At 70.8% G+C, this 20,966-nt stretch carries 18 protein-coding genes and 1 pseudogene; 8 read left to right on the top strand and 11 right to left on the bottom strand.

The features are described 5' to 3' along the window. Window positions 1–46 precede the first annotated feature (46 nt). Together ABD858_RS17615 and bldG are read right to left on the bottom strand one after the other, a co-directional pair. A complete protein-coding gene (locus ABD858_RS17615) occupies window positions 47–508 on the bottom strand; it encodes an ATP-binding protein (protein ID WP_345038555.1) in 462 nt (153 codons plus the stop codon). 84 nt (window positions 509–592) lie between these two features. Next, on the bottom strand, window positions 593–934 hold the full coding sequence (gene bldG / locus ABD858_RS17610; RefSeq protein ID WP_345038553.1) for an anti-sigma factor antagonist BldG: 342 nt from the start codon (window positions 932–934) through the stop codon (window positions 593–595). A 79-nt stretch (window positions 935–1,013) separates the two neighbouring features. Here bldG and ABD858_RS17605 point away from each other — a divergent pair, with 79 nt between their 5' ends. Further along, window positions 1,014–3,479, top strand: coding sequence for a DEAD/DEAH box helicase (locus ABD858_RS17605; protein ID WP_345038551.1), 2,466 nt, complete (start codon window positions 1,014–1,016; stop codon window positions 3,477–3,479). Here ABD858_RS17605 and ABD858_RS17600 read toward each other — a convergent pair. The 7 genes and pseudogenes from ABD858_RS17600 to ssd all read right to left on the bottom strand — a co-directional run bounded on the left by ABD858_RS17600 (window position 3,476) and on the right by ssd (window position 8,332). After that, window positions 3,476–4,003: an Rv3654c family TadE-like protein gene (locus ABD858_RS17600; RefSeq protein ID WP_425586217.1), complete on the bottom strand. Its 528-nt coding sequence runs from the start codon at window positions 4,001–4,003 to the stop codon at window positions 3,476–3,478. The genes ABD858_RS17605 and ABD858_RS17600 overlap by 4 nt on opposite strands. Then, window positions 3,895–4,258: pseudogene (locus ABD858_RS17595) on the bottom strand (TadE family type IV pilus minor pilin). The gene ABD858_RS17600 and the pseudogene ABD858_RS17595 overlap by 109 nt, the downstream one beginning before the upstream one ends. After that, window positions 4,245–4,436: a DUF4244 domain-containing protein gene (locus ABD858_RS17590; protein ID WP_345038548.1), complete on the bottom strand. Its 192-nt coding sequence runs from the start codon at window positions 4,434–4,436 to the stop codon at window positions 4,245–4,247. The pseudogene ABD858_RS17595 and the gene ABD858_RS17590 overlap by 14 nt, the downstream one beginning before the upstream one ends. Window positions 4,437–4,462: 26 nt before the next feature. Beyond that, a complete protein-coding gene (locus ABD858_RS17585) occupies window positions 4,463–5,260 on the bottom strand; it encodes a type II secretion system F family protein (RefSeq protein ID WP_345038546.1) in 798 nt (265 codons plus the stop codon). Continuing rightward, a complete protein-coding gene (locus ABD858_RS17580) occupies window positions 5,257–6,105 on the bottom strand; it encodes a type II secretion system F family protein (protein WP_345038543.1) in 849 nt (282 codons plus the stop codon). Before ABD858_RS17580 ends, ABD858_RS17585 begins: the two co-directional genes overlap by 4 nt. Beyond that, window positions 6,102–7,250, bottom strand: coding sequence for a TadA family conjugal transfer-associated ATPase (locus tag ABD858_RS17575; RefSeq protein ID WP_345038541.1), 1,149 nt, complete (start codon window positions 7,248–7,250; stop codon window positions 6,102–6,104). Before ABD858_RS17575 ends, ABD858_RS17580 begins: the two co-directional genes overlap by 4 nt. Then, a complete protein-coding gene (ssd, locus tag ABD858_RS17570; RefSeq protein ID WP_345044635.1) occupies window positions 7,247–8,332 on the bottom strand; it encodes a septum site-determining protein Ssd in 1,086 nt (361 codons plus the stop codon). The genes ABD858_RS17575 and ssd overlap by 4 nt, the downstream gene beginning before the upstream one ends. A 478-nt stretch (window positions 8,333–8,810) precedes the next feature. Between ssd and ABD858_RS17565 the strand changes: the two genes are divergently transcribed. Then, entirely contained in the window at window positions 8,811–9,665 is an 855-nt protein-coding gene (locus ABD858_RS17565; RefSeq protein WP_345038539.1) for an HAD family hydrolase, read from the top strand. Between the two features lie 307 nt (window positions 9,666–9,972). Here the strand turns inward: ABD858_RS17565 and ABD858_RS17560 are convergent, their stop codons facing one another. Then, window positions 9,973–10,797, bottom strand: coding sequence for a Fic family protein (locus ABD858_RS17560; RefSeq protein ID WP_345038536.1), 825 nt, complete (start codon window positions 10,795–10,797; stop codon window positions 9,973–9,975). Window positions 10,798–10,899: 102 nt separating this feature from the next. Here ABD858_RS17560 and ABD858_RS17555 point away from each other — a divergent pair, with 102 nt between their 5' ends. Further along, window positions 10,900–11,886 carry an ATP-binding protein gene (locus ABD858_RS17555; protein WP_345038534.1) on the top strand — a complete coding sequence of 329 codons (987 nt, stop codon included), beginning with the start codon at window positions 10,900–10,902 and terminating at the stop codon, window positions 11,884–11,886. 21 nt (window positions 11,887–11,907) lie between these two features. On the opposite strand, the gene ABD858_RS17550 is transcribed toward ABD858_RS17555, so the two are convergent. Continuing rightward, window positions 11,908–13,173 carry a polysaccharide deacetylase family protein gene (locus tag ABD858_RS17550; protein WP_345038532.1) on the bottom strand — a complete coding sequence of 422 codons (1,266 nt, stop codon included), beginning with the start codon at window positions 13,171–13,173 and terminating at the stop codon, window positions 11,908–11,910. A gap of 224 nt (window positions 13,174–13,397) precedes the next feature. Here ABD858_RS17550 and ABD858_RS17545 point away from each other — a divergent pair, with 224 nt between their 5' ends. The 5 genes from ABD858_RS17545 to ABD858_RS17525 all read left to right on the top strand — a co-directional run bounded on the left by ABD858_RS17545 (window position 13,398) and on the right by ABD858_RS17525 (window position 20,932). Continuing rightward, a complete protein-coding gene (locus tag ABD858_RS17545; protein ID WP_345038529.1) occupies window positions 13,398–15,692 on the top strand; it encodes a SulP family inorganic anion transporter in 2,295 nt (764 codons plus the stop codon). 167 nt (window positions 15,693–15,859) lie between these two features. Further along, window positions 15,860–17,857 (top strand): acetate--CoA ligase, encoded by a 1,998-nt coding sequence (gene acs / locus ABD858_RS17540; protein ID WP_345038527.1) that lies wholly within the window; start codon window positions 15,860–15,862, stop codon window positions 17,855–17,857. A gap of 185 nt (window positions 17,858–18,042) precedes the next feature. Then, complete coding sequence (nhaA, locus tag ABD858_RS17535) at window positions 18,043–19,440, top strand: Na+/H+ antiporter NhaA (RefSeq protein ID WP_345038525.1); 1,398 nt, start codon at window positions 18,043–18,045, stop codon at window positions 19,438–19,440. Window positions 19,441–19,496: 56 nt separating this feature from the next. After that, on the top strand, window positions 19,497–20,006 hold the full coding sequence (locus tag ABD858_RS17530; RefSeq protein ID WP_345038523.1) for a phage holin family protein: 510 nt from the start codon (window positions 19,497–19,499) through the stop codon (window positions 20,004–20,006). Next, the gene (locus ABD858_RS17525) at window positions 20,003–20,932 is read left to right on the top strand and encodes an alpha/beta fold hydrolase (RefSeq protein WP_345038520.1); all 930 of its coding nucleotides are present in this window, start codon (window positions 20,003–20,005) and stop codon (window positions 20,930–20,932) included. Before ABD858_RS17530 ends, ABD858_RS17525 begins: the two co-directional genes overlap by 4 nt. Window positions 20,933–20,966 lie beyond the last annotated feature (34 nt).

Genomic DNA, 20,966 nt, shown 5'->3' with positions numbered 1-20,966 from the left:
AATATGTAGAACTTGGAAGCCTGGGGAAGGCACCCCGGGAGGACGCTCAGTCGACGACCGTGTCCGGTGTGGTCGGCCAGGTCATCCGGATCACGCCGCCGGTCTCACCCGAGGTGACCTCCACGTCGTCGACCAGACCGCTGATGACGGCAAGACCCATCTCGTCGTCGCCCTCGGCCTCCCCCGCGTCGGACTCGCCCTCGGCCCCCGCGGTACGGGAACCGGACGCCCGGGAGCCGTCCGGGCCGGCGCCGCTGCCCGGCACCTCGTCGCCGACCTCGATGGAGAACGCCTTCTCCTCGTCGGTCAGCACCACCCGGACCGGCGCGGAGATGCCGTTGCTGCGGTGCAGCCCCACCGCGCGGGTGCACGCCTCCCCGACCGCGAGTCTCAACTCGTCCAGCACGGCCTCGTCCACCCCGGCCCGGCGGGCCACGGCGGCCGCCACGAGACGCGCCGTCCTGACATGCTCGGGCTGGGCGCTGAAACGAAGCTCAACGGTGGCCATACAGTCCCCCTCGGACGGTACGAGCGTGCCTCTCAGAGGGCCGGGCATGGCGCCCGGCACCTCCGTTCCTTCCTCCGGAAACCGTCAGTCGGTGGCTGCGACGGCTTCTTCGACCGTGGTGTGGATCGGGAACACCTTGGTCAGACCGGTGATACGGAAGATCTTCAGAATGCGCTCCTGGTTGCAGACCAGGCGGAGCGAGCCCTCATGGGCCCGCACACGCTTCAGTCCGCCCACGAGCACGCCGAGACCGGTGGAGTCGAGGAAGTCCACGCCTTCCATGTCGACAACCAGGTGATAGCTGCCGTCATTCACCAGCTCGACCAACTGCTCGCGCAGCTTGGGCGCGGTATATACATCAATCTCGCCACCGACCTCGACGACCGTACGGTCACCCACAGTGCGAGTCGACAGGGACAGGTCCACGGATCCTCCAGCACCTTGCTATCGAGCGGCCGTCCCCTGTGTCTCCCCGGCGGGGCCAGAGAACGGATCGCCAGCCGCGATGGCATTCAATCACTTACCAGCAGCCATGCACGACGCCTTGGGACCATTGTCCGTCACGCCAGTGACACACTCGGTGCCGATGGCCAAGAATCACCGTCCCAGTCGACCCGCCGAACACATGGGGCCACACCCCGGTCCCGGCGCGGTCCTCGACCGGCTCACCGCGGGGGCGGGCCGGGCTGCGCGCATCACTCATACGGAGCACTTGCCCCCGCGCGAGGGCCGTCATGCCGTCTGGCCGGACCGCATCCGAACAGAAGTGATCGCGGCCATCCGGGCTGCCGGGGCCGAGCACCCGTGGGTCCACCAGGCCCTCGCCGCCGAACACGCCCTCGACGGCGAATCCGTCGTGATCGCCACCGGCACCGCGTCCGGAAAGTCGCTCGCCTATCTCGCTCCGGTGCTCTCCACCCTGCTCGACGGCGCCGAGGCCCCCAACGGCCGCGGCGCCACCGCGCTGTATCTGGCCCCGACCAAGGCCCTCGCCGCCGACCAGTTGCGCGCCGTACGGGAACTCGCGGCGCCGCTCGGCAACCGCGTCCGCCCCGCGGTATACGACGGCGACACCCCCGTCGAGGAGCGTGAATGGGTCCGGCAGTACGCCAACTACGTCCTGACCAACCCCGACATGCTGCACCGCGGCATACTCCCCTCCCATCCCCGCTGGTCCTCCTTCCTGCGCACACTGCGCTACGTCGTGATCGACGAGTGCCACACCTACCGAGGCGTCTTCGGCTCGCACGTCGCCCAGGTCCTCCGGCGGCTGCGCCGCCTCTGCGCCCGCTACGGCGCGAACCCCGTCTTCCTCCTCGCCTCCGCCACCGCCGCGGAACCCGCCGTGGCCGCCGGCCGCCTCACCGGGCTGCCGGTGGTGGAGGTCTCCGGGGATGCCTCACCGCGCGGCGAACTGGTCTTCGCCCTGTGGGAGCCGCCGCTCACCGAGCTCCACGGCGAGAAGGGCGCCCCTGTACGCCGCACCGCCACCGCCGAGACCGCCGACCTCCTCACCGACCTGACCGTGCAGGGGGTGCGCACCGTCGCCTTCGTACGCTCCCGGCGCGGCGCCGAGCTCATCTCGGTCATCGCCAAGGAACGCCTCGCCGAGGTCGACCGGTCCCTGCCGACCCGCGTCGCGGCGTACCGAGGCGGATATCTGCCCGAGGAGCGCCGCGCCCTGGAGCGCGCCCTGCACTCCGGCAAGCTCCTCGGCCTGGCCGCGACCACCGCCCTCGAACTCGGCATCGACGTATCCGGGCTGGATGCCGTGATCATCGCCGGGTACCCCGGCACCCGCGCCTCCCTGTGGCAGCAGGCGGGCCGGGCGGGCCGCTCCGGCCGAGGCGCCCTCGCGGTCCTTGTCGCGCGGGACGACCCGCTGGACACGTACCTCGTCCACCACCCCGAGGCGCTGTTCGAGCGGCCCGTGGAGTCCACCGTCCTCGACCCGGACAATCCGTACGTCCTCGCCCCCCATCTGTGCGCCGCAGCCGCGGAACTGCCCCTCACCGACGACGACCTCGAGCTGTTCGGTCCTGCGGCGCCCGGTCTGATGCCGCAGCTGGAGTCGGCGAAGCTGCTGCGCCGCCGCGCCGCCGGGTGGCACTGGACGCGCCGCCAGAACGCCGCTGACCTGACCGACATCCGGGGCGGCGGCGGCCGCCCGGTACAGATCGTCGAGGCCTCCACCGGACGGCTGCTCGGCACCGTCGACGCCTCCGCCGCCCACACCACCGTCCACGACGGCGCCGTCCACCTCCACCAGGGCCGCACCTACCTGGTGAACCGCCTGGACCTGGAGGACTCCGTCGCCCTGGTCGAGGAGGCCAACCCGCCGTACTCCACCACCGCCCGCGACACCACCGCCATCACCGTTCTGGAAACCGACACCGAGATCCCCTGGGGCGGTGCCCGGCTCTGCTACGGCTCCGTCGAAGTCACCAACCAGGTCATCTCCTTCCTACGGCGCAGACTCATCACCGGCGAGGTGCTCGGCGAGTCGAAACTCGATCTCCCTCCTCGTACGCTCCGCACCCGGGCCGTGTGGTGGACGGTCACCGAGGACCAGCTCGACGCCGCCCGGATCAACCCCGAGCAGCTGGGCGGCGCCCTGCACGCCGCCGAGCACGCCTCCATCGGCATGCTGCCGCTCTTCGCCACCTGCGACCGCTGGGACATCGGCGGCGTCTCCGTCCCGCTTCACCCGGACACCCTGCTGCCCACGGTCTTCGTCTACGACGGCCACCCGGGCGGCGCGGGCTTCGCCGAGCGGGCCTTCCGCACGGCCCGCGACTGGCTCACCGCCACCCGTGAGGCCATCGCCGCCTGCGAGTGCGAGTCCGGCTGCCCGTCCTGCATCCAGTCCCCCAAGTGCGGCAACGGCAACGACCCCCTGCATAAACGGGCCGCCGTCCGCCTGCTGACCGAACTGCTCCGCGGCGCCCCCTCCGCCGACGGCTGCCCCTAGACCCCGCCCGGGTCCTCGTCCCGGCCCCCCGGGGCGTCCGTGGCCGAACCGGCCGCCGCGCCCGGCGGGCCTGCACGGGAGCGGACCACGGGGGCGTACGGGCCGAAGCGGGCCCGGGCCGTCACATCGGCGACCTCACCGAACACCGTGCACCGCACCAGCTCGGCGCCCTGCGCCCCGGCCACCTCGGCGGCCCGCGCGCACGCGGTGGACGCGCCCAGAAGCGCCAGGTCCGCCGCGGCGAGCGCCGCCAGGTCCGCGGCCCCGCCCGCCCGATGGCGGGCGGCCACCGCCTGACCGAGGGCCAGGACCACCGCGAACACCACACACAGCGCCGCCGCGGCCATGGCCGTCCACACCGTCGCCGACCCCTGATCCGGTGCCGTCGCGCAGCGCGCCCAGCGGCTGCCCGGCGTCATGGCGCCGCCCCCACCGCATCCTCGGCCGACGCGGCCGCCTCGGCTCTCAGCGTCAGGGCCAGCGCACCGGGCCCCGGTGTCGGCGCCTCCACCCTCACCCGCCACAGATCGCCGGCACGCCCCAGAGTCACCCTGGCCGCGCGGGGCCGCCGAGCGGGCGGCGGCCAGCGCCTCGTCCCGCGGCTCGGACCTGGCTGCGGCGCGCGCCCCCGCCCGGGCCGCATCCACGCACTGGATCTGCGCTGCGGCCGCCGTCAGCGCCCACACCAGGGCCAGTGCGAACAGCGCCAGGGCCGGCAGCGCCACCGCCGCCTCGGCCGTCACCGAGCCCCGGTCCGTCCATCGCTCAGAACTGCGCATCGAGCGCCTTCCCGATCACCGATTGCAGCGCCGAAGCGACGGCCCCGCTGGTGACCACCTTGTAGAGGACCGCCGCGAACGCACATGCCGCGATCGTGCCCATCGCATACTCGGACGTCGTCATTCCGGCATCACCGCTCAGCCGCCGGCACACCCACCGCCTGATCCGCCCGTACATCTCAGCCTCCTGGTCATACGTCGAGTTCACTTGCCGCCCAGCAGCTCGCCCGCCAGGCCGATCACCACCGGCGCCACGCCGGCGGCCAGAAAAGCGGGCAGGAAGCACAGGGCCACCGGGCCCGTGATCAGCACCCCTGCCCTGCGGGCGCGAGCCTCCGCCGCGCGCCGCTGCTCCGCCCGGAGCCCGTCGGCCAGCCGGGACACCGGCTCCGCAGCCGGAACCCCGGTCGAAGCGGCCCGCTCCAGACAGCGGGACAGCCCCTCCGCGTGCGGTATCGCACCCAGCCGGCCCCACGCCACCGCCGGGTCACAGCCGAGCCGCAGTTCAGCGGCGACCCGGTCCAGACAGCCGCCGACCGGACCGCCCAGTGACCGCCCCACCGCCTCCGCCGCCTCACGCGGCCCCGCCCCCGCCGAGAGGCAGGCCGCCAGCAGATCCGCGGCCAGCGGCAGCTGTCGGGCGGCCGCTTCCCGCACCGCCTCCGTCCCGTCGTCCGGTTTCTGCCGTCGCAGCCACCGACACAGGCCGTACGCCGCACCGAGTCCGAGTACGGCACCCGTCACACCGCCGACGAAGACCTGACCAATGACCACCACGCCAAGTGGCGCCGCCCAGGGCCTCGCGCGCGGCCACCACTGTCGAGGCCACGACCTCAGCGGCTCTGCCCTCGCCGTGTCCGCCTCCTCGGCCGCGAACAGGGCGGCCGACCGTATGCGCAGCCTTCGATGGCGTCTCCCACGGGCCATCGCCGAAGCCGCCCACGCGCCGGCCGCCACCACCGCCACCACCGTCCACAGCGGGTGGACAGCCTCCCCGCTCATCGCCCTTCTCCCTTCCGTACGATCCGCCCGGCCCAGATCAGGCCCGCTGCCTCCAGCACTCCGGCCGCCAGCAGGCAGCCCACCCCGGCCGGGGTGTGCAGCAGGACCCGCAGCGGCTCCGCGCCGAGTCCGGTGCCCAGCACCAGCCCCGCCAGCGGCATCACCGCGAGCACCACCGCGGTGGACCGGGCCGTCGTCAGCTGCGCCCGCAGGTCCTCCCTCTGGTCGTGCTCGGCCCGCAGCGCGCCCTCCAGCCGTTCGAGCCCGGCCGCGAGTCCGGCGCCGCCCGCCACGGCCACCTGCCAGCAGGCCGCCATTCCGGCAAGCCCGGCCGCCCCCGGCTCGCCCGACGCCAGCCTCAGGGCGGCCGGCACGTCGCCGCCGAACCGCGCCGCCGCCAGCACCGCGGCCTCGGCCCGCCCCAGCGCTCCCGAGCCCGACACCGCGGCGTACAACGCATGCCCCGGCTGCCGGCCGGCCCGCAGCTCACCCGCCACCGCGCCGCACAGCGCGACGGCTCCTGCGCCCCGCCGCAGCCCGGCCAGGCGGCGTTCCCGGGCCCGCAGCCGACGCCCCACCAGCGGGACCGCCAACGCCCCCGCCACCAGGGGCAGCACCGACTCCCCGAGCACGGCGATCCCCACGGCGGCCACCAGGCACAGCCACTCCCGCCCCAGCCGGCCCCGCACGACGGACACCGGGCGGCGCCACACCGGCACAGGGTCGTCCGCCGGCCCGAACATCAGCCGCGCCCGCCGCAGCCCCCGATCACGGCCCGGCCCGAGCCACACCGCGGCCCCCGCGCACACCGCCGCACCCGCCGCAGTCGCCCCGGCCCCCGTCACAGCGCGCCCCCGACCAGCGACCGCAGCCGCGCCCAGCCCCGCTCATACACGAATCCGTCCGGTCCCCAGCGCAGCGCCGGCACCGTCACGACCAGCCCGGCGGCGTCCCGTTCCAGCACATGCACCTCCGCGATCCGGCGCTGCCCGCCGCGGTCCCGTACCAGGTGGACCACCACCGACAAGGCGGCGGCCAACTGGCTGTGCAGCGCCGACCTGCCGAGGCCCGCCGAGGTGCCGAGGGCCTCCAGACGCGCCGGAACATCCGCCGCGGCATTGGCGTGCACGGTCCCGCACCCGCCCTCGTGACCGGTGTTCAGCGCGGCCAGCAACTGAGTGACCTCGGCGCCGCGCACCTCGCCGACCACCAGCCGGTCGGGGCGCATCCGCAGGGCCTGCCGCACCAGGTCCTGGAGCGTCACCAGGCCCACGCCCTCCTGGTTCGCCGGCCGCGACTCCAGTCGCACCACGTGCGGATGGTCGGGCCGCAGCTCGGCCGAGTCCTCGGCCAGCACGATCCGCTCGGCCGGGCCGACCAGACCCAGCAGCGTGGACAGCAGGGTGGTCTTGCCCGAACCCGTGCCGCCGCTGATCAGATACGAGACCCGGGCCCCCACGAGGGCTCGCAGCACCTGGTCACCACCCCGCGGAACCGTCCCCGCCGCGAGCAGCTCTTCCAGCGAGAACGCCTTCGGCCGCACCACTCGCAGCGAGAGACAGGTCGAACCCACCGCGACCGGCGGCAGCACCGCATGCATCCGTGTGCCGTCCGGCAACCGGGCGTCAGCCCATGGCCGTGCGTCGTCCAGCCTGCGCCCCGCCACCGCGGCCAGCCGCTGCGCCAGCCCACGCACTGCGGCCGCGTCCGGGAAACGCACCCCGGTCAGCTCCAGCCCGCCGCCCCGGTCCACCCACACCCGGTCCGGCGCACTCACCAGCACATCCGTCACGGAAGGATCCGCCAGCAACGGCTCCAAGGGCCCCGTCCCCACCAGCTCGGACCGCAGCTCCACGGCCGCGCCCAGCACTTCCGTGTCCCCCAGCAGCCGCCCCTGGGCGCGCAGCGCCGCCGCGACCCTGGCCGGCGTCGGCTCGGCCCCGGTCTCCGCGAGCCGCTGCCGGACCGCGTCCAGCAGCCCGGCACTCATGGCGTCACGCTCCCGCCCACGGCCAGTGCCTGCTCCCAGAACGCCGCGCAGAACCTGCCCAGTGGCCCGCGTGCATCGGTCCCCGGTGGCGCCCCTCTGTCCAGCGCGGCGGGCAGCCCCGGCTCCGCCGGCAGCTCGCCCGCGAGCGGCAGGCCCAGCGCCTCCGCGACCCATTCCTCGTCGAGACCGGCTGCGTACGGACCGCGGACCACCACACGCAGATCGCGCAGCAGCATGCCGACCACGGAGGACACCCGCTTCGCCGCCGCCACGGCCCGCAGCTCCGCCGGGACGACCAGCAGTCCCAGGTCGAGCTGCGCCAGCACCTCCACCACGCCTTCGTCGACCCGCCGGGGCAGATCCACGACGACCAGCCCGCCGCGCCTGCGGGCCGCGGCCAGCACCGCGCGCATCGCCTCCGGGGGAATCACCACCGAGTCGCCCCGGTCCCAGCTGAGGACGCGCAGCGCGTGCAGCCGGGGCAGCGACTCCTCCAGTGCTCCCCCGGCGACCCGTCCCCGGGACGCCGCGAAGTCGGGCCAGCGTCTGCCCTCCGCCTGCTCCCCACCGAGCAGCACATCGAGTCCGCCGCCGAGTGGATCGCCATCGACGAGCATCGTGCGGTGCCCGCCACGTGCCGCCGTCACCGCGAGGGCGCAGGCGAGCGTGGACGCCCCCGAGCCGCCGCGGCCGCCGATCACTCCGACGGTGAGCGCCTGCCTTCCGACACCCTCTGCCGCGTCCGCGATCCGGTCGACCAGCCACTGCTCCGCATCGGGCAGGCGGAGTACATGGTCCGCTCCGATCTCGACGGCCCGCCGCCAGACATCGGGGTCGTCCTGGTCCCGGCCGACGAGGAACACACCGGGTCTGCGGACGGCGCCGCGCACCCGGCCCGCCGCGTCGTCGCCGACCAGGACCAGCGGGGCGGCCTCCCAGCCGCCCCCTCGCTCCGGCAGACCGTGGTGCACCTCAGGCTCGGCGCCGGCCGCCGCGCACAGCCTCAGCAGGTCGTCGAGCAGCTCGGCGTCCTCGGTGACGATCAGCGGTCCGCCCCGCCGACCCTCGGCGGCCTTCGGCATGCCGGAAGTGATGGATCCGTTCACGATCTCCGCCCCCTGACGGTGATTCCCTGCGTCCGCGGACTTCGTGGACGGAAATCACCGTGCAGCGATCCCGGAAATAATGTGGATCTTGGTTGAAAACTGTGGACAACTCATGCGTTGTGAATATCCCGTTCACCTGTACCGGTGACTTCCGGGAAGCAGCACAACCGCTACGCACCGTGACGAGTCCTGACGGATGGAGGAGTCACCCGGTGAGGGAACACAACGCTGCGGAAAAAGGGGAGTTGACGGCTCCACCGACCGAAAATGCGTCCGGACATGCGACGACCCCCGCCGGGGGGGGAGAGCGGGGGTCGTCCCCACGGCCGACTCGGGGGGGGAGGAGTCGGACCGGGTTAGCACGGTCGCGAACGATCCGTGACTTCCATGGTGTACCCGAGAGCCTTCTCAGGCAAACCCACGCGCCCCAGCTTACGCCGAATGGTGGGCGCCTATGCTCGGCGTCGTGGAAAACCACTCCTTGCCGCGCACAGCAGCCTTCTTCGACCTGGACAAGACGGTCATTGCGAAGTCGTCCACGCTGACCTTCAGCAAGTCCTTCTACCAAGGCGGACTGATCAATCGCCGGGCCGTGCTCCGCACCGCCTACGCCCAGTTCGTCTTCCTCGCGGGCGGCGCCGACCACGACCAGATGGAGCGGATGCGCGAGTACCTCTCAGCGCTCTGCAAGGGCTGGAACGTGCAGCAGGTCCGCGAGCTCGTCGCCGAGACCCTGCACGATCTCATCGACCCGATCATCTACGACGAGGCCGCGTCCCTCATCGAGGAGCACCACACCGCGGGCCGTGACGTCGTGATCGTCTCGACCTCCGGGGCGGAGGTCGTCGAGCCGATCGGTGAACTCCTGGGCGCCGACCGGGTGGTCGCCACCCGAATGGTCGTGGGTGAGGACGGCTGTTTCACGGGTGACGTCGAGTACTACGCATATGGCCCGACCAAGGCCGAGGCGATCAGGGAGCTCGCCGAGTCCGAGGGGTACGACCTGTCGCGCTGCTACGCGTACAGCGACTCCGTCACCGACATTCCGATGCTGGAGTCCGTCGGGCATCCCTACGCGGTCAATCCGGACCGGGCGCTGCGCCGCGAGGCGACGACCCGCGGCTGGCCGGTCCTGGTCTTCAACCGGCCGGTCCGACTGAAGCAGCGGCTGCCCGCCTTCTCGATGCCACCCCGACCCGCACTGATGGTCGCCGCGGCCGTCGGAGCGGCGGCGGCCACGGCCGGGCTGGTCTGGTACGCCAGCCGGAGACGTCCTCCGGTCCCGGTCGAGCAGTTCACCCGTATTTGAACCTAAAAGTAAAGAAGTTGCAGCCAGGGGTTCCACTTCCTGTACCGCTGGAGTACAAAGGATTTAAGGCCCGCGAGACCTAGGACATCCGAAAGGATTTACCTGTAACGCAAGAAAGATGGCCCCACGGACCTTTAGCATGAAAGCTTGGCACCCACGCGACGTCGACCCGTCGATTACGGGCCAGCCGCACCAGGTGACGGGCAAAGTTCCCGACCTGATGGGCAACATATCGAGGACGCTTGGTAACTGGGCAGACATGCCAGCGGCGGTACCGAAATCGGTACCGCCGCATCCCTGTTGAGGGTCAGGCAGCGCCGCGCTGGAGCGCCTCGCAGACGGCCGTGGATTCACGGACACCCAGTTCCACCGCGCGGCCGCAGTGGACGATCCAGGACGCCACTCCCTCCGCGGTGCCGGAGACATAGCCCTCGAGCGCCGTCACATACGCCTCGCGGCCCAGCTCCGCGTGCCCCACCTCGGCCGGGCAGATCGACTTGGGGTCGAGCCCACTGCCGACCAGCACGATCCGTTCGGCGGCCCGCGCGACCAGCCCGTTGTGCGACCGGAAGGGCCGCAGCGCCAGCAGCTCGCCGTGCACCACGGCCGACAACACCAGGGCGGGCGCCGAACTTCCCTCGACGATCAGTCGCGCCAGCCCGTCCAGTCGCCCCGCCATCTCGTCCGCGGCGGGGAGAGGGAGCCCGACAAGTGGTTCGTCGACCGACTCGCCCGCTAGTCTCGGCCGGCCGACCGACTCGTCCGGAACCACACCGCCCGCGGCGACCAGGTGCAGCCGGGCCAGCACCCGCAGCGGGGACTGCCGCCAGATGGAGAGCAGCTGGCCGGCCTCCGCGGTCAGCCGCAGGGCGGCGCCGACCGTCCGGGCCTCCTCCTCGCCGCCGAAATCGGTCCGCCTGCGCACTTCTTCGAGCGCCCAGTCGGCGCCGGCGAGTGCGGCGGAACCGCGGGCGCCTCGGAGCCCGGCCTCCGAAGTCACCTCGCTGCTGCGGCGCCGCATGACGCGGTGTCCGTAGACCCGGTCTACAGCCTTGCGTACGGAGTCCACGGCGTCGGCGACACCGGGCAGTGAGCCCAGGGCGACGAGGGGGTCGGCGGCGTTCGTACTCATAAGTAGGGAGGCTACGCGCAATGATGTCGCGCCCCACCTTCGAGTGGTCTTCTTCATACACACCCCCTACGCAATGCACCCACTCGATTACCTTGGGTGAACATGAAGATCGCTTTCGTAGGGAAGGGCGGCAGCGGCAAGACCACACTGTCCTCGCTCTTCATCCGCCACCTGGCCGCCTGTCGCGTGCCCGTCGTCGCAGTGGACGCCGACATCAACCAGCACCTGGGGACCGCCCTGGGACTCGACGAGGAGGAGGCCGCCGCGCTGCCCGCGATGGGCGCACATCTGCCGCTCATCAAGGACTATCTGCGCGGCACCAACCCCCGGATCGTCTCTGCGGAGACGATGATCAAGACGACTCCGCCCGGAGAGGGCTCCCGGCTGCTGCGCGTACGCGAGGACAATCCGGTCTACGGGGCCTGCGCTCGCCCGGTCCTGCTGGACGGGTACCCGGTCCGCCTCATGGTGACCGGTCCCTTCACCGAGTCCGACCTGGGCGTCGCCTGCTACCACTCCAAGGTCGGCGCGGTCGAGCTCTGCCTCAACCACCTCGTGGACGGCCGTGACGAATACGTCGTCGTCGACATGACGGCGGGCTCGGACTCCTTCGCCTCCGGGATGTTCACCCGGTTCGACATGACCTTCCTGGTCGCCGAGCCGACCCGCAAGGGCATCTCCGTCTACCGCCAGTACAAGGAGTACGCACGGGACTTCGGCGTTCCCCTGAAGGTCGTCGGAAACAAGGTGCAGGGCCGGGACGACCTGGACTTCCTGCGCGCGGAGGCGGGAGAGGACCTGCTTGTCACAGTAGGGCACTCCGACTGGGTGCGGGCGATGGAGAAGGGCCGCGCGGCCGGCTTCGGGCAGCTGGAACCGGAGAACGCGCGAGCGCTGCAGACCCTCCGCCAAGCGGCCGACGCGTCGTACGAACGCCGGGACTGGGAGCGCTATACGCGCCAGATGGTGCACTTCCATCTGAAGAACGCGGAGAGCTGGGGAAACACGAAGACGGGCGCCGATCTGGCGGCCCAGGTCGACCCCGCTTTCGTGCTCGGCGACGAAGTGCTCGCGCCTCAGCCCGGCTAGACGCCCCGCGCGCCGTGCGGGCTAACGATGCTCAGCCACAGCCGGCTTGACCGGCTCGGCAGCCTGGAGCCGGGCGGCCAGGAATGTCTTCCAGCCCGGCTTCGGCGCCTCGCCGACGCCGAGAGTGCGCAGTTTCGCCAGCACCGAGGGCTCCTGGACGTCCAGCCAGTCAACGAGTTGCCGGAAGGAGACGCACCGCACATCGCGTTGGTCACACACCGACTCGATTGTCTGCTCGAGGGCACGCATGTACGTGCCACCGTTCCAGGACTCGAAGTGGTTGCCGATGATCAGCGGGGCGCGGTTCCCCTTGTACGCCCGGTCGAAAGCCTGGAGCAGCCCGTCCCGCAACTGGTTGCCCCAGTACTCGTGCATGGACGGGGAACCTTGGGTCGTGCCGGACTGGTTGACCATGAAGTTGTAATCCATGGAGAGCGTCTCGAAGTCGCGGCCGGGCAGCGGGACAAGTTGCAGCGGAATGTCCCACAGACCGCTCGCGGCGTCCTTGCCCGGCCAGACCTGGTTGCCGATGCCACTGGAGTCGTAGCGGAAGTTCATCTCCTTCGCGGCCGGCATCATGTTCTTCTGCCCCTCCAGACAGGGGGTGCGGCCACCGATGAGCTCCCTGTCGTAGTCGAAGGGCAGCGGCTGCTCCGCGTTCAGGCCCGAATTGGTCTTCCAGTTCTTCACAAAGGACTTGGCCTGGCTGATCTCGCTCTTCCACTCGTCGACCGACCAGGTGCCGACACCGCCGTCGGTGCCGCAGAAGTGGCCGTTGAAGTGCGTTCCGATCTCGTTGCCCTCCCGCCAGGCGGCGCGCAACTGGGCGAGGGTGTCCTTGATGCCCTCCCTGTCGTTGAAGCCGATCTCGGATTGGCCGGCCTCATGCCGCGGCGCCGTGTAGAGGATTCCTTTCTCCTTGGGCAGCAGATAGACGCCGCTGAGGAAGTACGTCATCTTCGCGTTGTGCTTCCTCGCCACTTCACGGAAGTGGGAGAACAGCCTCTGACCGTCCTCTCCGGCACCGTCCCAGGAGAAGACGACGAACTGCGGGGGCGTCTGCCCCTCCTTCAGCCGCTCGGGTTCGGGCAGTTCGGGCTGCGGCCCGGTGTACGCGGTGGAGCCGTCACCGATCAGGCGTACCGAGCTCCTGGGGCCCTGGGCCGCCTTCTTCCCGCCGGGACCGCCCGCGCCGCCCGGACCACCGGGGGCAGAGCAGGCGGCGAACACCGCGGCGGTTGCGGCGGTGGCGATGCCGAAGGCGGCCCTCTTCGTGGTGACGATCATCCGCACACCTCTCCTTCAGGTCCTCCGCGTTGAGTGCCGACGCGGCGCCGCCAAGGTCGCATCACGACCGCGAAGAAGAAATGTGACAAGCCGATCAAAATGACCATTCATTCCAACAGGTGAAGCACTGCCCCATTTGCCCCTTTCATCCATTCTTGTTCTTTACTCTGCATTACCATTCATTTACCGAGAGTTGATCATCCCGCCGCCCGAAGGAGACGGGAATGCCCACTTGTTCCCCCGCACGCCTCGACCGCGCACACAGTCCGCCAAGCCCTCAGGGCAGCCGCCGCTTCCGCATCGCGGGCGCCGATCTGTCCGCCTCCGTGTCCGTCTTTCTGATCGCGCTGCCGCTTTCCCTGGGTATCGCACTCGCCACCGGCGCCCCGCTTCAGGCCGGGCTGGTGGCCGCCGCGGTCGGCGGCCTTGTCGCCGGCCGGTTCGGCGGGGCTCCGCTCCAGGTGAGCGGCCCCGCGGCCGGACTCACCGTGGTCACGGCCGAACTGATCCAGCGTTACGGCTGGCGCACCACCTGCGCCATCACCGCGCTGGCGGGCCTTGCCCAACTCGGTCTGGCCGCGCTGCGCGTGGCCCGTTCCGCGCTCGCCGTCAGCCCGGCGATCGTGCACGGCATGCTGGCCGGCATCGGTGCCACCATCGCCCTCGCCCAGCTCCATATCGTCCTCGGCGGTACGCCGCAGAGCTCGGCGATCGACAATGCTCTCGGCCTGCCCGCCCAGTTGGCCGCCTCTCATCCGGCCGCGCTCTCGGTGAGCGCGCTGACGATCGCCGTACTGCTGCTCTGGCCGCGCCTTCCGGGGCGTACGGGCCGGATCGTGCGGAAGGTCCCGGCCGCACTGGTCGCGGTGGCGGTCGCCACCGCCCTGGCGGCGTTCGCCGGACTGAGCCTGCCACGTGTCGATCTGCCGTCCTGGCGCAGCCATGCGCTGTCCGGCCTGCCCGAAGGGCCGGTGCTCGGGATCGCCGCCGCGGTGCTCACCATCACGCTGGTGGGCAGTGTGGAATCGCTGCTCTCGGCGGTGGCCGTGGACAAGCTGACCGCCGCCCGCAAGGTGCCCGCCGTGCGGATTCCGCGTGCCGACCTGGACCGGGAGCTGGCGGGGCAGGGCGCGGCGAATCTCGTGTCCGGGGCGCTCGGTGGCCTACCGGTCACCGGGGTCGCGGTGCGCAGCACGGCGAATGTCTCGGCGGGCGCGGTCAGCCGCAACTCCACGATGCTGCACGGCGCATGGATCGTGGTGGCCGCGCTGCTGCTGGTGTCCGTGCTCGACCTGATCCCGCTGGCCGCTCTGGCCGCACTGGTCATGGTCGTCGGCGTCCAGATGGTGAGCATCACGCATCTGCGCAGCGTCAGGCGGAATCGCGAGACACTGGTGTACGCGGTGACGCTGGTTGCGGTCGTGTTCGCGGGAGTGCTGGAAGGCGTGGCGATCGGGATCGGGGTGGCCGTCGCGGTCGCCCTGCACCGGCTCACCAGGACCCGGATCACCGTGGCGCAGCACGACGGCCGCCATGTGGTGCGGGCACGGGGGCAGTTGACCTTCCTCGCCGTGCCGCGCCTCAGCCGGGCTCTGCATCAGGTGCCACCGGGGGTGCCCGCCATCATCGAGTTGGACGGGTCCTTCATGGACCATGCGGCGTTCGAGGCCATCCAGCATTGGCAGGACACCCACGTCGCGCACGGTGGCCGGGTCGAACTCACCGGAAGGTCCGGCGGCCGCATCGCGGAACCGGCCGCGCACTCCTGTTGCCGGCCGTGGACCCCCTGGCGCAACCATCACTGCCACGAGGCGAAGCCTGCCGCACGCGGACCGGCCGGCCGGCGCCTGGCCAGCGGGCTCAGCTTGTTCCAGCGGAACACGGCCCCGCTGGTGCGCGACGAACTGGCGCGGCTGGCCCGTGAGGGGCAGCAGCCCTCTCAGCTCTTCCTCACCTGCGCGGATTCCCGCCTGGTCACCAGCATGATCACGGCCAGCGGTCCCGGCGACCTCTTCACCGTGCGCAATGTGGGCAATCTGGTCCCTCTGCCCGGCGAGGAGAGCGGCGACGACTCCGTGGCGGCGGCGATCGAGTACGCGGTGGAGGTGCTGAAGGTGGAGAGCATCACCGTGTGCGGGCATTCCGGCTGCGGCGCGATGCAGGCCCTGATGAACACACCGCTGGAAGGCGGCGAGCCGACCCCGCTGCGGCGCTGGCTGCGGCACGGGCAACCCAGTCTGCGCCGGATGAGGAGCCGGCACCACGCGTGGGCGCGGATTTCCGGCCGGCTTCCGGCCGACGCGGTGGAACAGCTCTGTCTGACCAATGTGGTGCAGCAACTGGAGCATCTGCGGGCCCATGAATCGGTGGCGCGGGCCCTCGCGGAGGGCAGGCTCGAACTGCACGGCCTGTACTTCCATGTCGGAGAAGCACAGGCCTATCTACTGACCGGCGACGACACCGATGAGGTCTTCGACCGGGTCGGGCCGTCCCACTCCATCGCGGAGTCGCATGCCTGAAGATGCCCGGTCGTAACCGAACGCGCCTGATCGCGACTGAACCACTCCCCTCCCCCGTCCGTGAAAACTTATGACCTCCCCTCCGCACCACCCGGCGACGGGGAGATCATAGGTCTAAACCAATTTCCCCGAAGGCTCTTGTCACCCGGGCATCTGCCTGGTGAGCTATGGCCTGGGACACATCGGACGCCCCGGGAAAGGGAGATGTCGTGAGCAACGAAAGCCTGGCCAACCTGCTGAAGGAGGACCGACGGTTCGCACCGCCGGCCGAGCTGGCCGCGAACGCCAATGTCACGGCCGAGGCGTACGAACGGGCCGCGACGGACAGGCTGGGCTTCTGGGCCGACCAGGCCCGGCGCCTGACCTGGGCCGTCGAGCCGACCGAGACCCTCGACTGGAGCAACCCGCCATTCGCCAAGTGGTTCGCCGACGGCCGGCTCAATGTCGCGTACAACTGCGTGGACCGTCATGTCGAGGCCGGCCATGGCGACCGGGTCGCCATCCACTTCGAGGGCGAGCCCGGCGACAGCCGCGCCATCACCTACGCCGAGCTCAAGGACGAGGTCTCCCGCGCGGCCCACGCCCTCACCGAGCTGGGAGTCACCGCGGGCGACCGGGTCGCCGTCTACCTCCCGATGATCCCCGAGGCCGTCGTCGCGATGCTCGCCTGCGCCCGCATCGGCGCCGCGCACTCGGTCGTCTTCGGCGGTTTCTCGGCCGACGCACTGGCGACCCGTATCGAGGACGCCGACGCCAAGGTCGTCATCACCGCCGACGGCGGCTACCGCCGCGGCAAGGCCACCGCGCTCAAGCCCGCCGTCGACGACGCGATCAACCACGTCGACCGGGTCGAGCATGTCCTGGTCGTCCGCCGCACCGGCCAGGAGGTCGCCTGGACCGAGAGCCGGGACATCTGGTGGCACGAGATCACCGGCCGGCAGTCCGCCGAACACACCCCCGAGGCCTTCGAGGCCGAGCACCCGCTGTTCATCCTCTACACGTCCGGTACGACAGGTAAGCCGAAGGGCATCCTGCACACCTCCGGCGGCTACCTCACGCAGACGGCATACACGCACCACGCCGTCTTCGACCTCAAGCCGGAGACCGATGTCTTCTGGTGCACGGCCGACATCGGCTGGGTGACCGGCCACTCGTACATCGTGTACGGGCCGCTGGCCAATGGCGCGACCCAGGTGATGTACGAGGGCACGCCCGACACCCCGCACCAGGGCCGGTTCTGGGAGATCGTGCAGAAGTACGGCGTCACGATCCTCTACACCGCGCCGACCGCGATCCGTACGTTCATGAAGTGGGGCGACGACATCCCCGCCAAGTTCGACCTGAGCAGCCTGCGCGTCCTGGGCTCGGTCGGCGAGCCGATCAATCCCGAGGCCTGGATCTGGTACCGCGAGCACATCGGTGCCGGAAAGTGCCCGATCGTGGACACCTGGTGGCAGACCGAGACCGGCGCCATGATGATCTCTCCGCTGCCCGGTGTCACCGAGACCAAGCCGGGCTCGGCCCAGCGCCCGCTGCCGGGCATCTCCGCGACCGTCGTCGACGACGAGGCGAACGAGGTCTCCAACGGCGGCGGCGGTTACCTGGTCCTCACCGAGCCGTGGCCGTCCATGCTCCGCACCATCTGGGGCGACGACCAGCGCTTCATCGACACCTACTGGTCGCGCTGGGAGGGCAAGTACTTCGCGGGCGACGGTGCCAAGAAGGACGACGACGGCGACATCTGGCTGCTCGGCCGGGTCGACGACGTGATGCTGGTGTCCGGCCACAACATCTCGACCACCGAGGTCGAGTCAGCCCTCGTCTCGCACCCGAAGGTCGCCGAGGCCGCGGTCGTCGGCGCCACCGACGAGACCACCGGGCAGGCCATCGTCGCCTTCGTCATCCTGCGCGGCACCGCCTCCGAGTCCGACAGCCTGGTCGACGACCTGCGCAACCACGTCGGCGCCACCCTCGGCCCGATCGCCAAGCCCAAGCGGGTCCTTCCGGTGGCCGAGCTACCCAAGACCCGTTCCGGCAAGATCATGCGCCGGCTGCTCCGCGATGTCGCCGAGAACCGCGAGCTGGGCGATGTCACCACCCTCACCGACTCCTCGGTGATGGACCTGATCCAGTCGAAGCTGCCGAGCGTCACGAGCGAGGACTGACACCCCGCATCCACTCCGGAGAGCACTCGGCGCACAGCGCGCCGGGTGTTCTTTGTGCACGTAAAGTGCACATCACCGGATACGCCCCTTGCGCGCTTAGGTAAACTAATAAAACAAGGTGCGCCGGGAAGTCTGGTCGGCATGTGCTCTGTCATGCCCGCCGAACGTACCGGAGGTCGTCACCCGTGGCCGCGCCCACCATCAGCAACCGCAAGTTCCTCGGCCGCCTGCCACTTCCCGAGCGGAACTTCATCGCCGACGCCCTCCGGACCGAGACCGTCGGCGGCATGGTTCTGCTGCTGGCCGCCGTTGCCGCACTGATCTGGGCCAACTCCCCGCTGAGTGACAGCTACGCAGCCGTGCGCGACTTCCACATGGGCCCTGCCGCCCTCGGCCTCGACCTCTCCGTCCAGCACTGGGCCGCGGACGGCCTCCTCGCGATCTTCTTCTTCGTCGCCGGAATCGAACTCAAACGTGAGCTCGTCGCCGGGGAACTGCGCGACCCCAAGGCCGCCGCCCTTCCCGTCATCGCGGCCGTCTGCGGCATGGCGGTGCCCGCCGTCGTCTACACGCTCGTCAATACCATCGGCGGCGGCTCACTGGACGGTTGGGCGGTTCCCACCGCCACCGACATCGCCTTCGCGCTCGCCGTCCTCGCGGTGATCGGCACCTCTCTGCCGTCCGCACTGCGCGCTTTCCTGCTCACCCTCGCCGTCGTCGACGACCTCCTCGCGATCCTGATCATCGCGATCTTCTTCACCGACGAACTGAACTTCGCCGCCCTCGGCGGCGCAGTCCTGGGCCTCGCCGTCTTCTGGCTGCTGCTCCGCAAGGGCGTGCGCGGCTGGTACATCTACATTCCGCTCGCCCTGGTGATCTGGGGGCTGATGTACAACAGCGGCGTCCACTCCACCATCGCCGGTGTCGCCATGGGCCTGATGCTGCGCTGCACCAGGCAGGAAGGCGAGACGCAGTCGCCCGGCGAGCGCATCGAGCACCTGATACGGCCCGTCTCCGCGGGCCTCGCCGTGCCGCTCTTCGCGCTCTTCTCGGCCGGCGTCGCCATCTCGGGCGACGCTCTCGCCGACGTCCTCACCAAGCCTGTGACGCTCGGTGTCGTCCTCGGCCTGGTGGTCGGCAAGGCGCTCGGCATCTTCGGCGGCGCCTGGTGCGCGGCCCGCTTCACCAGGGCCGAGCTCAACGAGGACCTGGCCTGGCCCGATGTCTTCGCCGTCGCCACGCTCGCCGGTATCGGTTTCACCGTCTCACTGCTCATCGGCGAACTCGCCTTCGCCGGGAACACCGCCCTGACCGATGAGGTCAAGGCGTCCGTCCTGCTCGGCTCGCTCATCGCGGCCGTACTCGCCTCCGTCCTCCTCAAGCTGCGGGTACGCGTCTACCGCGCCCTTGTCGACGAGGAGGAGCGCGACGAGGACCTCGACGGGATCCCCGACATCTACGAGGAGGGCAACCCGGCGTTCCACCTGCGCATGGCCGCGATCCACGAGGCGAAGGCCGCCGAGCACCGCAGGCGCGCGGAACTTGCGGGGGCGGCGGGCGCCGACGACGACCGTCCGGCATGATCTGAGATCGGATCCGAAAACAAAGTCTGCAGAAGACGACGAAGAGGGAGTCAGCGATGAGCGACCCCGGCAACACCACGGCGGCGGCCGGCACCGACCGCTCGCTCGGCCAGTTGGTCGCCTCGGCGACTGCCGAGATGTCCGCATTGGTGCACGACGAGATCGCCCTGGCCAAGGCCGAACTGCGGGAGGACGTCAGACGCGGTGCCATCGGCGGTATCTCCCTCGGGATCGCCGGAGTGTTCGCGCTCTTCGCGCTGCCCGTGCTGAGCTTCGCCGCCGCGTACGGCATCCACAACCTGGGCCTGGCCCTCGCCTGGTCGTTCCTGATCGTGGGCGCCGCGTACCTGGTGCTGGCCGCCGTGCTGGTGCTGGTCGCCGTCAACAAGTTCAAGAAGGTCAAGCCGCCGGAGCGGTCCATCGCCTCCGCCAAGGAGACCGCCTCGGTGCTCCAGAGCGTCAAGCCCCACCCACGCCCGGCCTCGCAGGCGATCCTCGACAAGGGGACCACCCAGCACAAAGCGGTCACCGACCAGCCCGGCCCTGTGGCACGCTCGTCCGTATGACGGCCCCTGATACCACCCCTGGCAGCCCTGTCCGCATCGACGGTCCCTGGACCCACCGGGATGTGGCCGCCAACGGTGCCCGCTTCCACATCGCCGAGCTGGGCGACGGACCGCTCGTGCTCCTGCTGCACGGTTTCCCGCAGTTCTGGTGGACCTGGCGGCACCAGCTGACCGCGCTCGCCGACGCCGGTTTCCGTGCGGTGGCGATGGATCTGCGCGGGGTGGGCGGCAGCGATCGTACGCCCCGGGGTTACGACCCTGCCAACCTCGCCCTCGACATCACCGGCGTGGTGCGCTCCCTCGGCGAGCCGGACGCCGCCCTGGTCGGCCACGATCTGGGCGGCTATCTCGCCTGGACGGCCGCGGCTATGCGGCCCAAGCTGGTGCGCCGTCTCGTCGTCTCCTCGATGCCGCATCCGCGCCGCTGGCGCGCGGCGATGCTCTCCGACTTCTCCCAGTCGCGCGCCGGGTCGTACGTGTGGGGCTTCCAGCGCCCCTGGCTGCCGGAGCGTCAGCTCACCGCGGACGACGGCGCGCTGGTGGGCCGTCTGATGCGGGAGTGGTCCGGACCACGGCTGCCCGAGGACGAGGTGGTGGATGTCTACCGGCGGGCGATGTGCATTCCGTCGACGGCGCACTGCTCCATCGAGCCGTACCGTTGGATGGTGCGGTCGATGGCGCGCCCCGACGGCATCCAGTTCAACCGCCGGATGAAGCGTCCGGTGCGGGTGCCGACGCTGCATCTGCACGGTTCACTGGACCCGGTGATGCGTACACGCAGCGCGGCGGGCTCGGGCGAGTACGTCGAGGCGCCCTACCGCTGGCGCCTGTTCGACGGTTTGGGCCACTTCCCCCACGAGGAGGATCCCGTCGCCTTCTCCGCGGAACTGGTGAACTGGCTCAGGGACCCCGAGCCCGACCGCTGACACCACCTGAGGACAAACAGGAACGCTTGTCCTA

Origin of the sequence: Streptomyces sannanensis (assembly GCF_039536205.1) — a bacterium.
GTDB classification, from domain to species: Bacteria; Actinomycetota; Actinomycetes; order Streptomycetales; family Streptomycetaceae; genus Streptomyces; species Streptomyces sannanensis.
The sequence above is the reverse complement of the archived record's forward strand: the minus strand, read 5'-3'. Positions and strand labels throughout refer to the sequence as shown.

Excerpts from the sequence above, each read along its gene's own strand:
- ABD858_RS17615 (WP_345038555.1), bottom strand. The coding sequence starts at position 508 with ATGGCCACCGTTGAGCTTCGTTTCAGCGCCCAGCCCGAGCATGTCAGG.
- ABD858_RS17605 (WP_345038551.1), top strand. The coding sequence starts at position 1,014 with ATGGCATTCAATCACTTACCAGCAGCCATGCACGACGCCTTGGGACCA.
- ABD858_RS17590 (WP_345038548.1), bottom strand. The coding sequence starts at position 4,436 with ATGTACGGGCGGATCAGGCGGTGGGTGTGCCGGCGGCTGAGCGGTGAT.
- ABD858_RS17585 (WP_345038546.1), bottom strand. The coding sequence starts at position 5,260 with ATGAGCGGGGAGGCTGTCCACCCGCTGTGGACGGTGGTGGCGGTGGTG.
- ABD858_RS17575 (WP_345038541.1), bottom strand. The coding sequence starts at position 7,250 with ATGAGTGCCGGGCTGCTGGACGCGGTCCGGCAGCGGCTCGCGGAGACC.
- ssd (WP_345044635.1), bottom strand. The coding sequence starts at position 8,332 with ATGCCGAAGGCCGCCGAGGGTCGGCGGGGCGGACCGCTGATCGTCACC.
- ABD858_RS17565 (WP_345038539.1), top strand. The coding sequence starts at position 8,811 with ATGCTCGGCGTCGTGGAAAACCACTCCTTGCCGCGCACAGCAGCCTTC.
- ABD858_RS17560 (WP_345038536.1), bottom strand. The coding sequence starts at position 10,797 with ATGAGTACGAACGCCGCCGACCCCCTCGTCGCCCTGGGCTCACTGCCC.
- ABD858_RS17555 (WP_345038534.1), top strand. The coding sequence starts at position 10,900 with ATGAAGATCGCTTTCGTAGGGAAGGGCGGCAGCGGCAAGACCACACTG.
- ABD858_RS17550 (WP_345038532.1), bottom strand. The coding sequence starts at position 13,173 with ATGATCGTCACCACGAAGAGGGCCGCCTTCGGCATCGCCACCGCCGCA.
- ABD858_RS17545 (WP_345038529.1), top strand. The coding sequence starts at position 13,398 with ATGCCCACTTGTTCCCCCGCACGCCTCGACCGCGCACACAGTCCGCCA.
- acs (WP_345038527.1), top strand. The coding sequence starts at position 15,860 with ATGGCCTGGGACACATCGGACGCCCCGGGAAAGGGAGATGTCGTGAGC.
- ABD858_RS17530 (WP_345038523.1), top strand. The coding sequence starts at position 19,497 with ATGAGCGACCCCGGCAACACCACGGCGGCGGCCGGCACCGACCGCTCG.
- ABD858_RS17525 (WP_345038520.1), top strand. The coding sequence starts at position 20,003 with ATGACGGCCCCTGATACCACCCCTGGCAGCCCTGTCCGCATCGACGGT.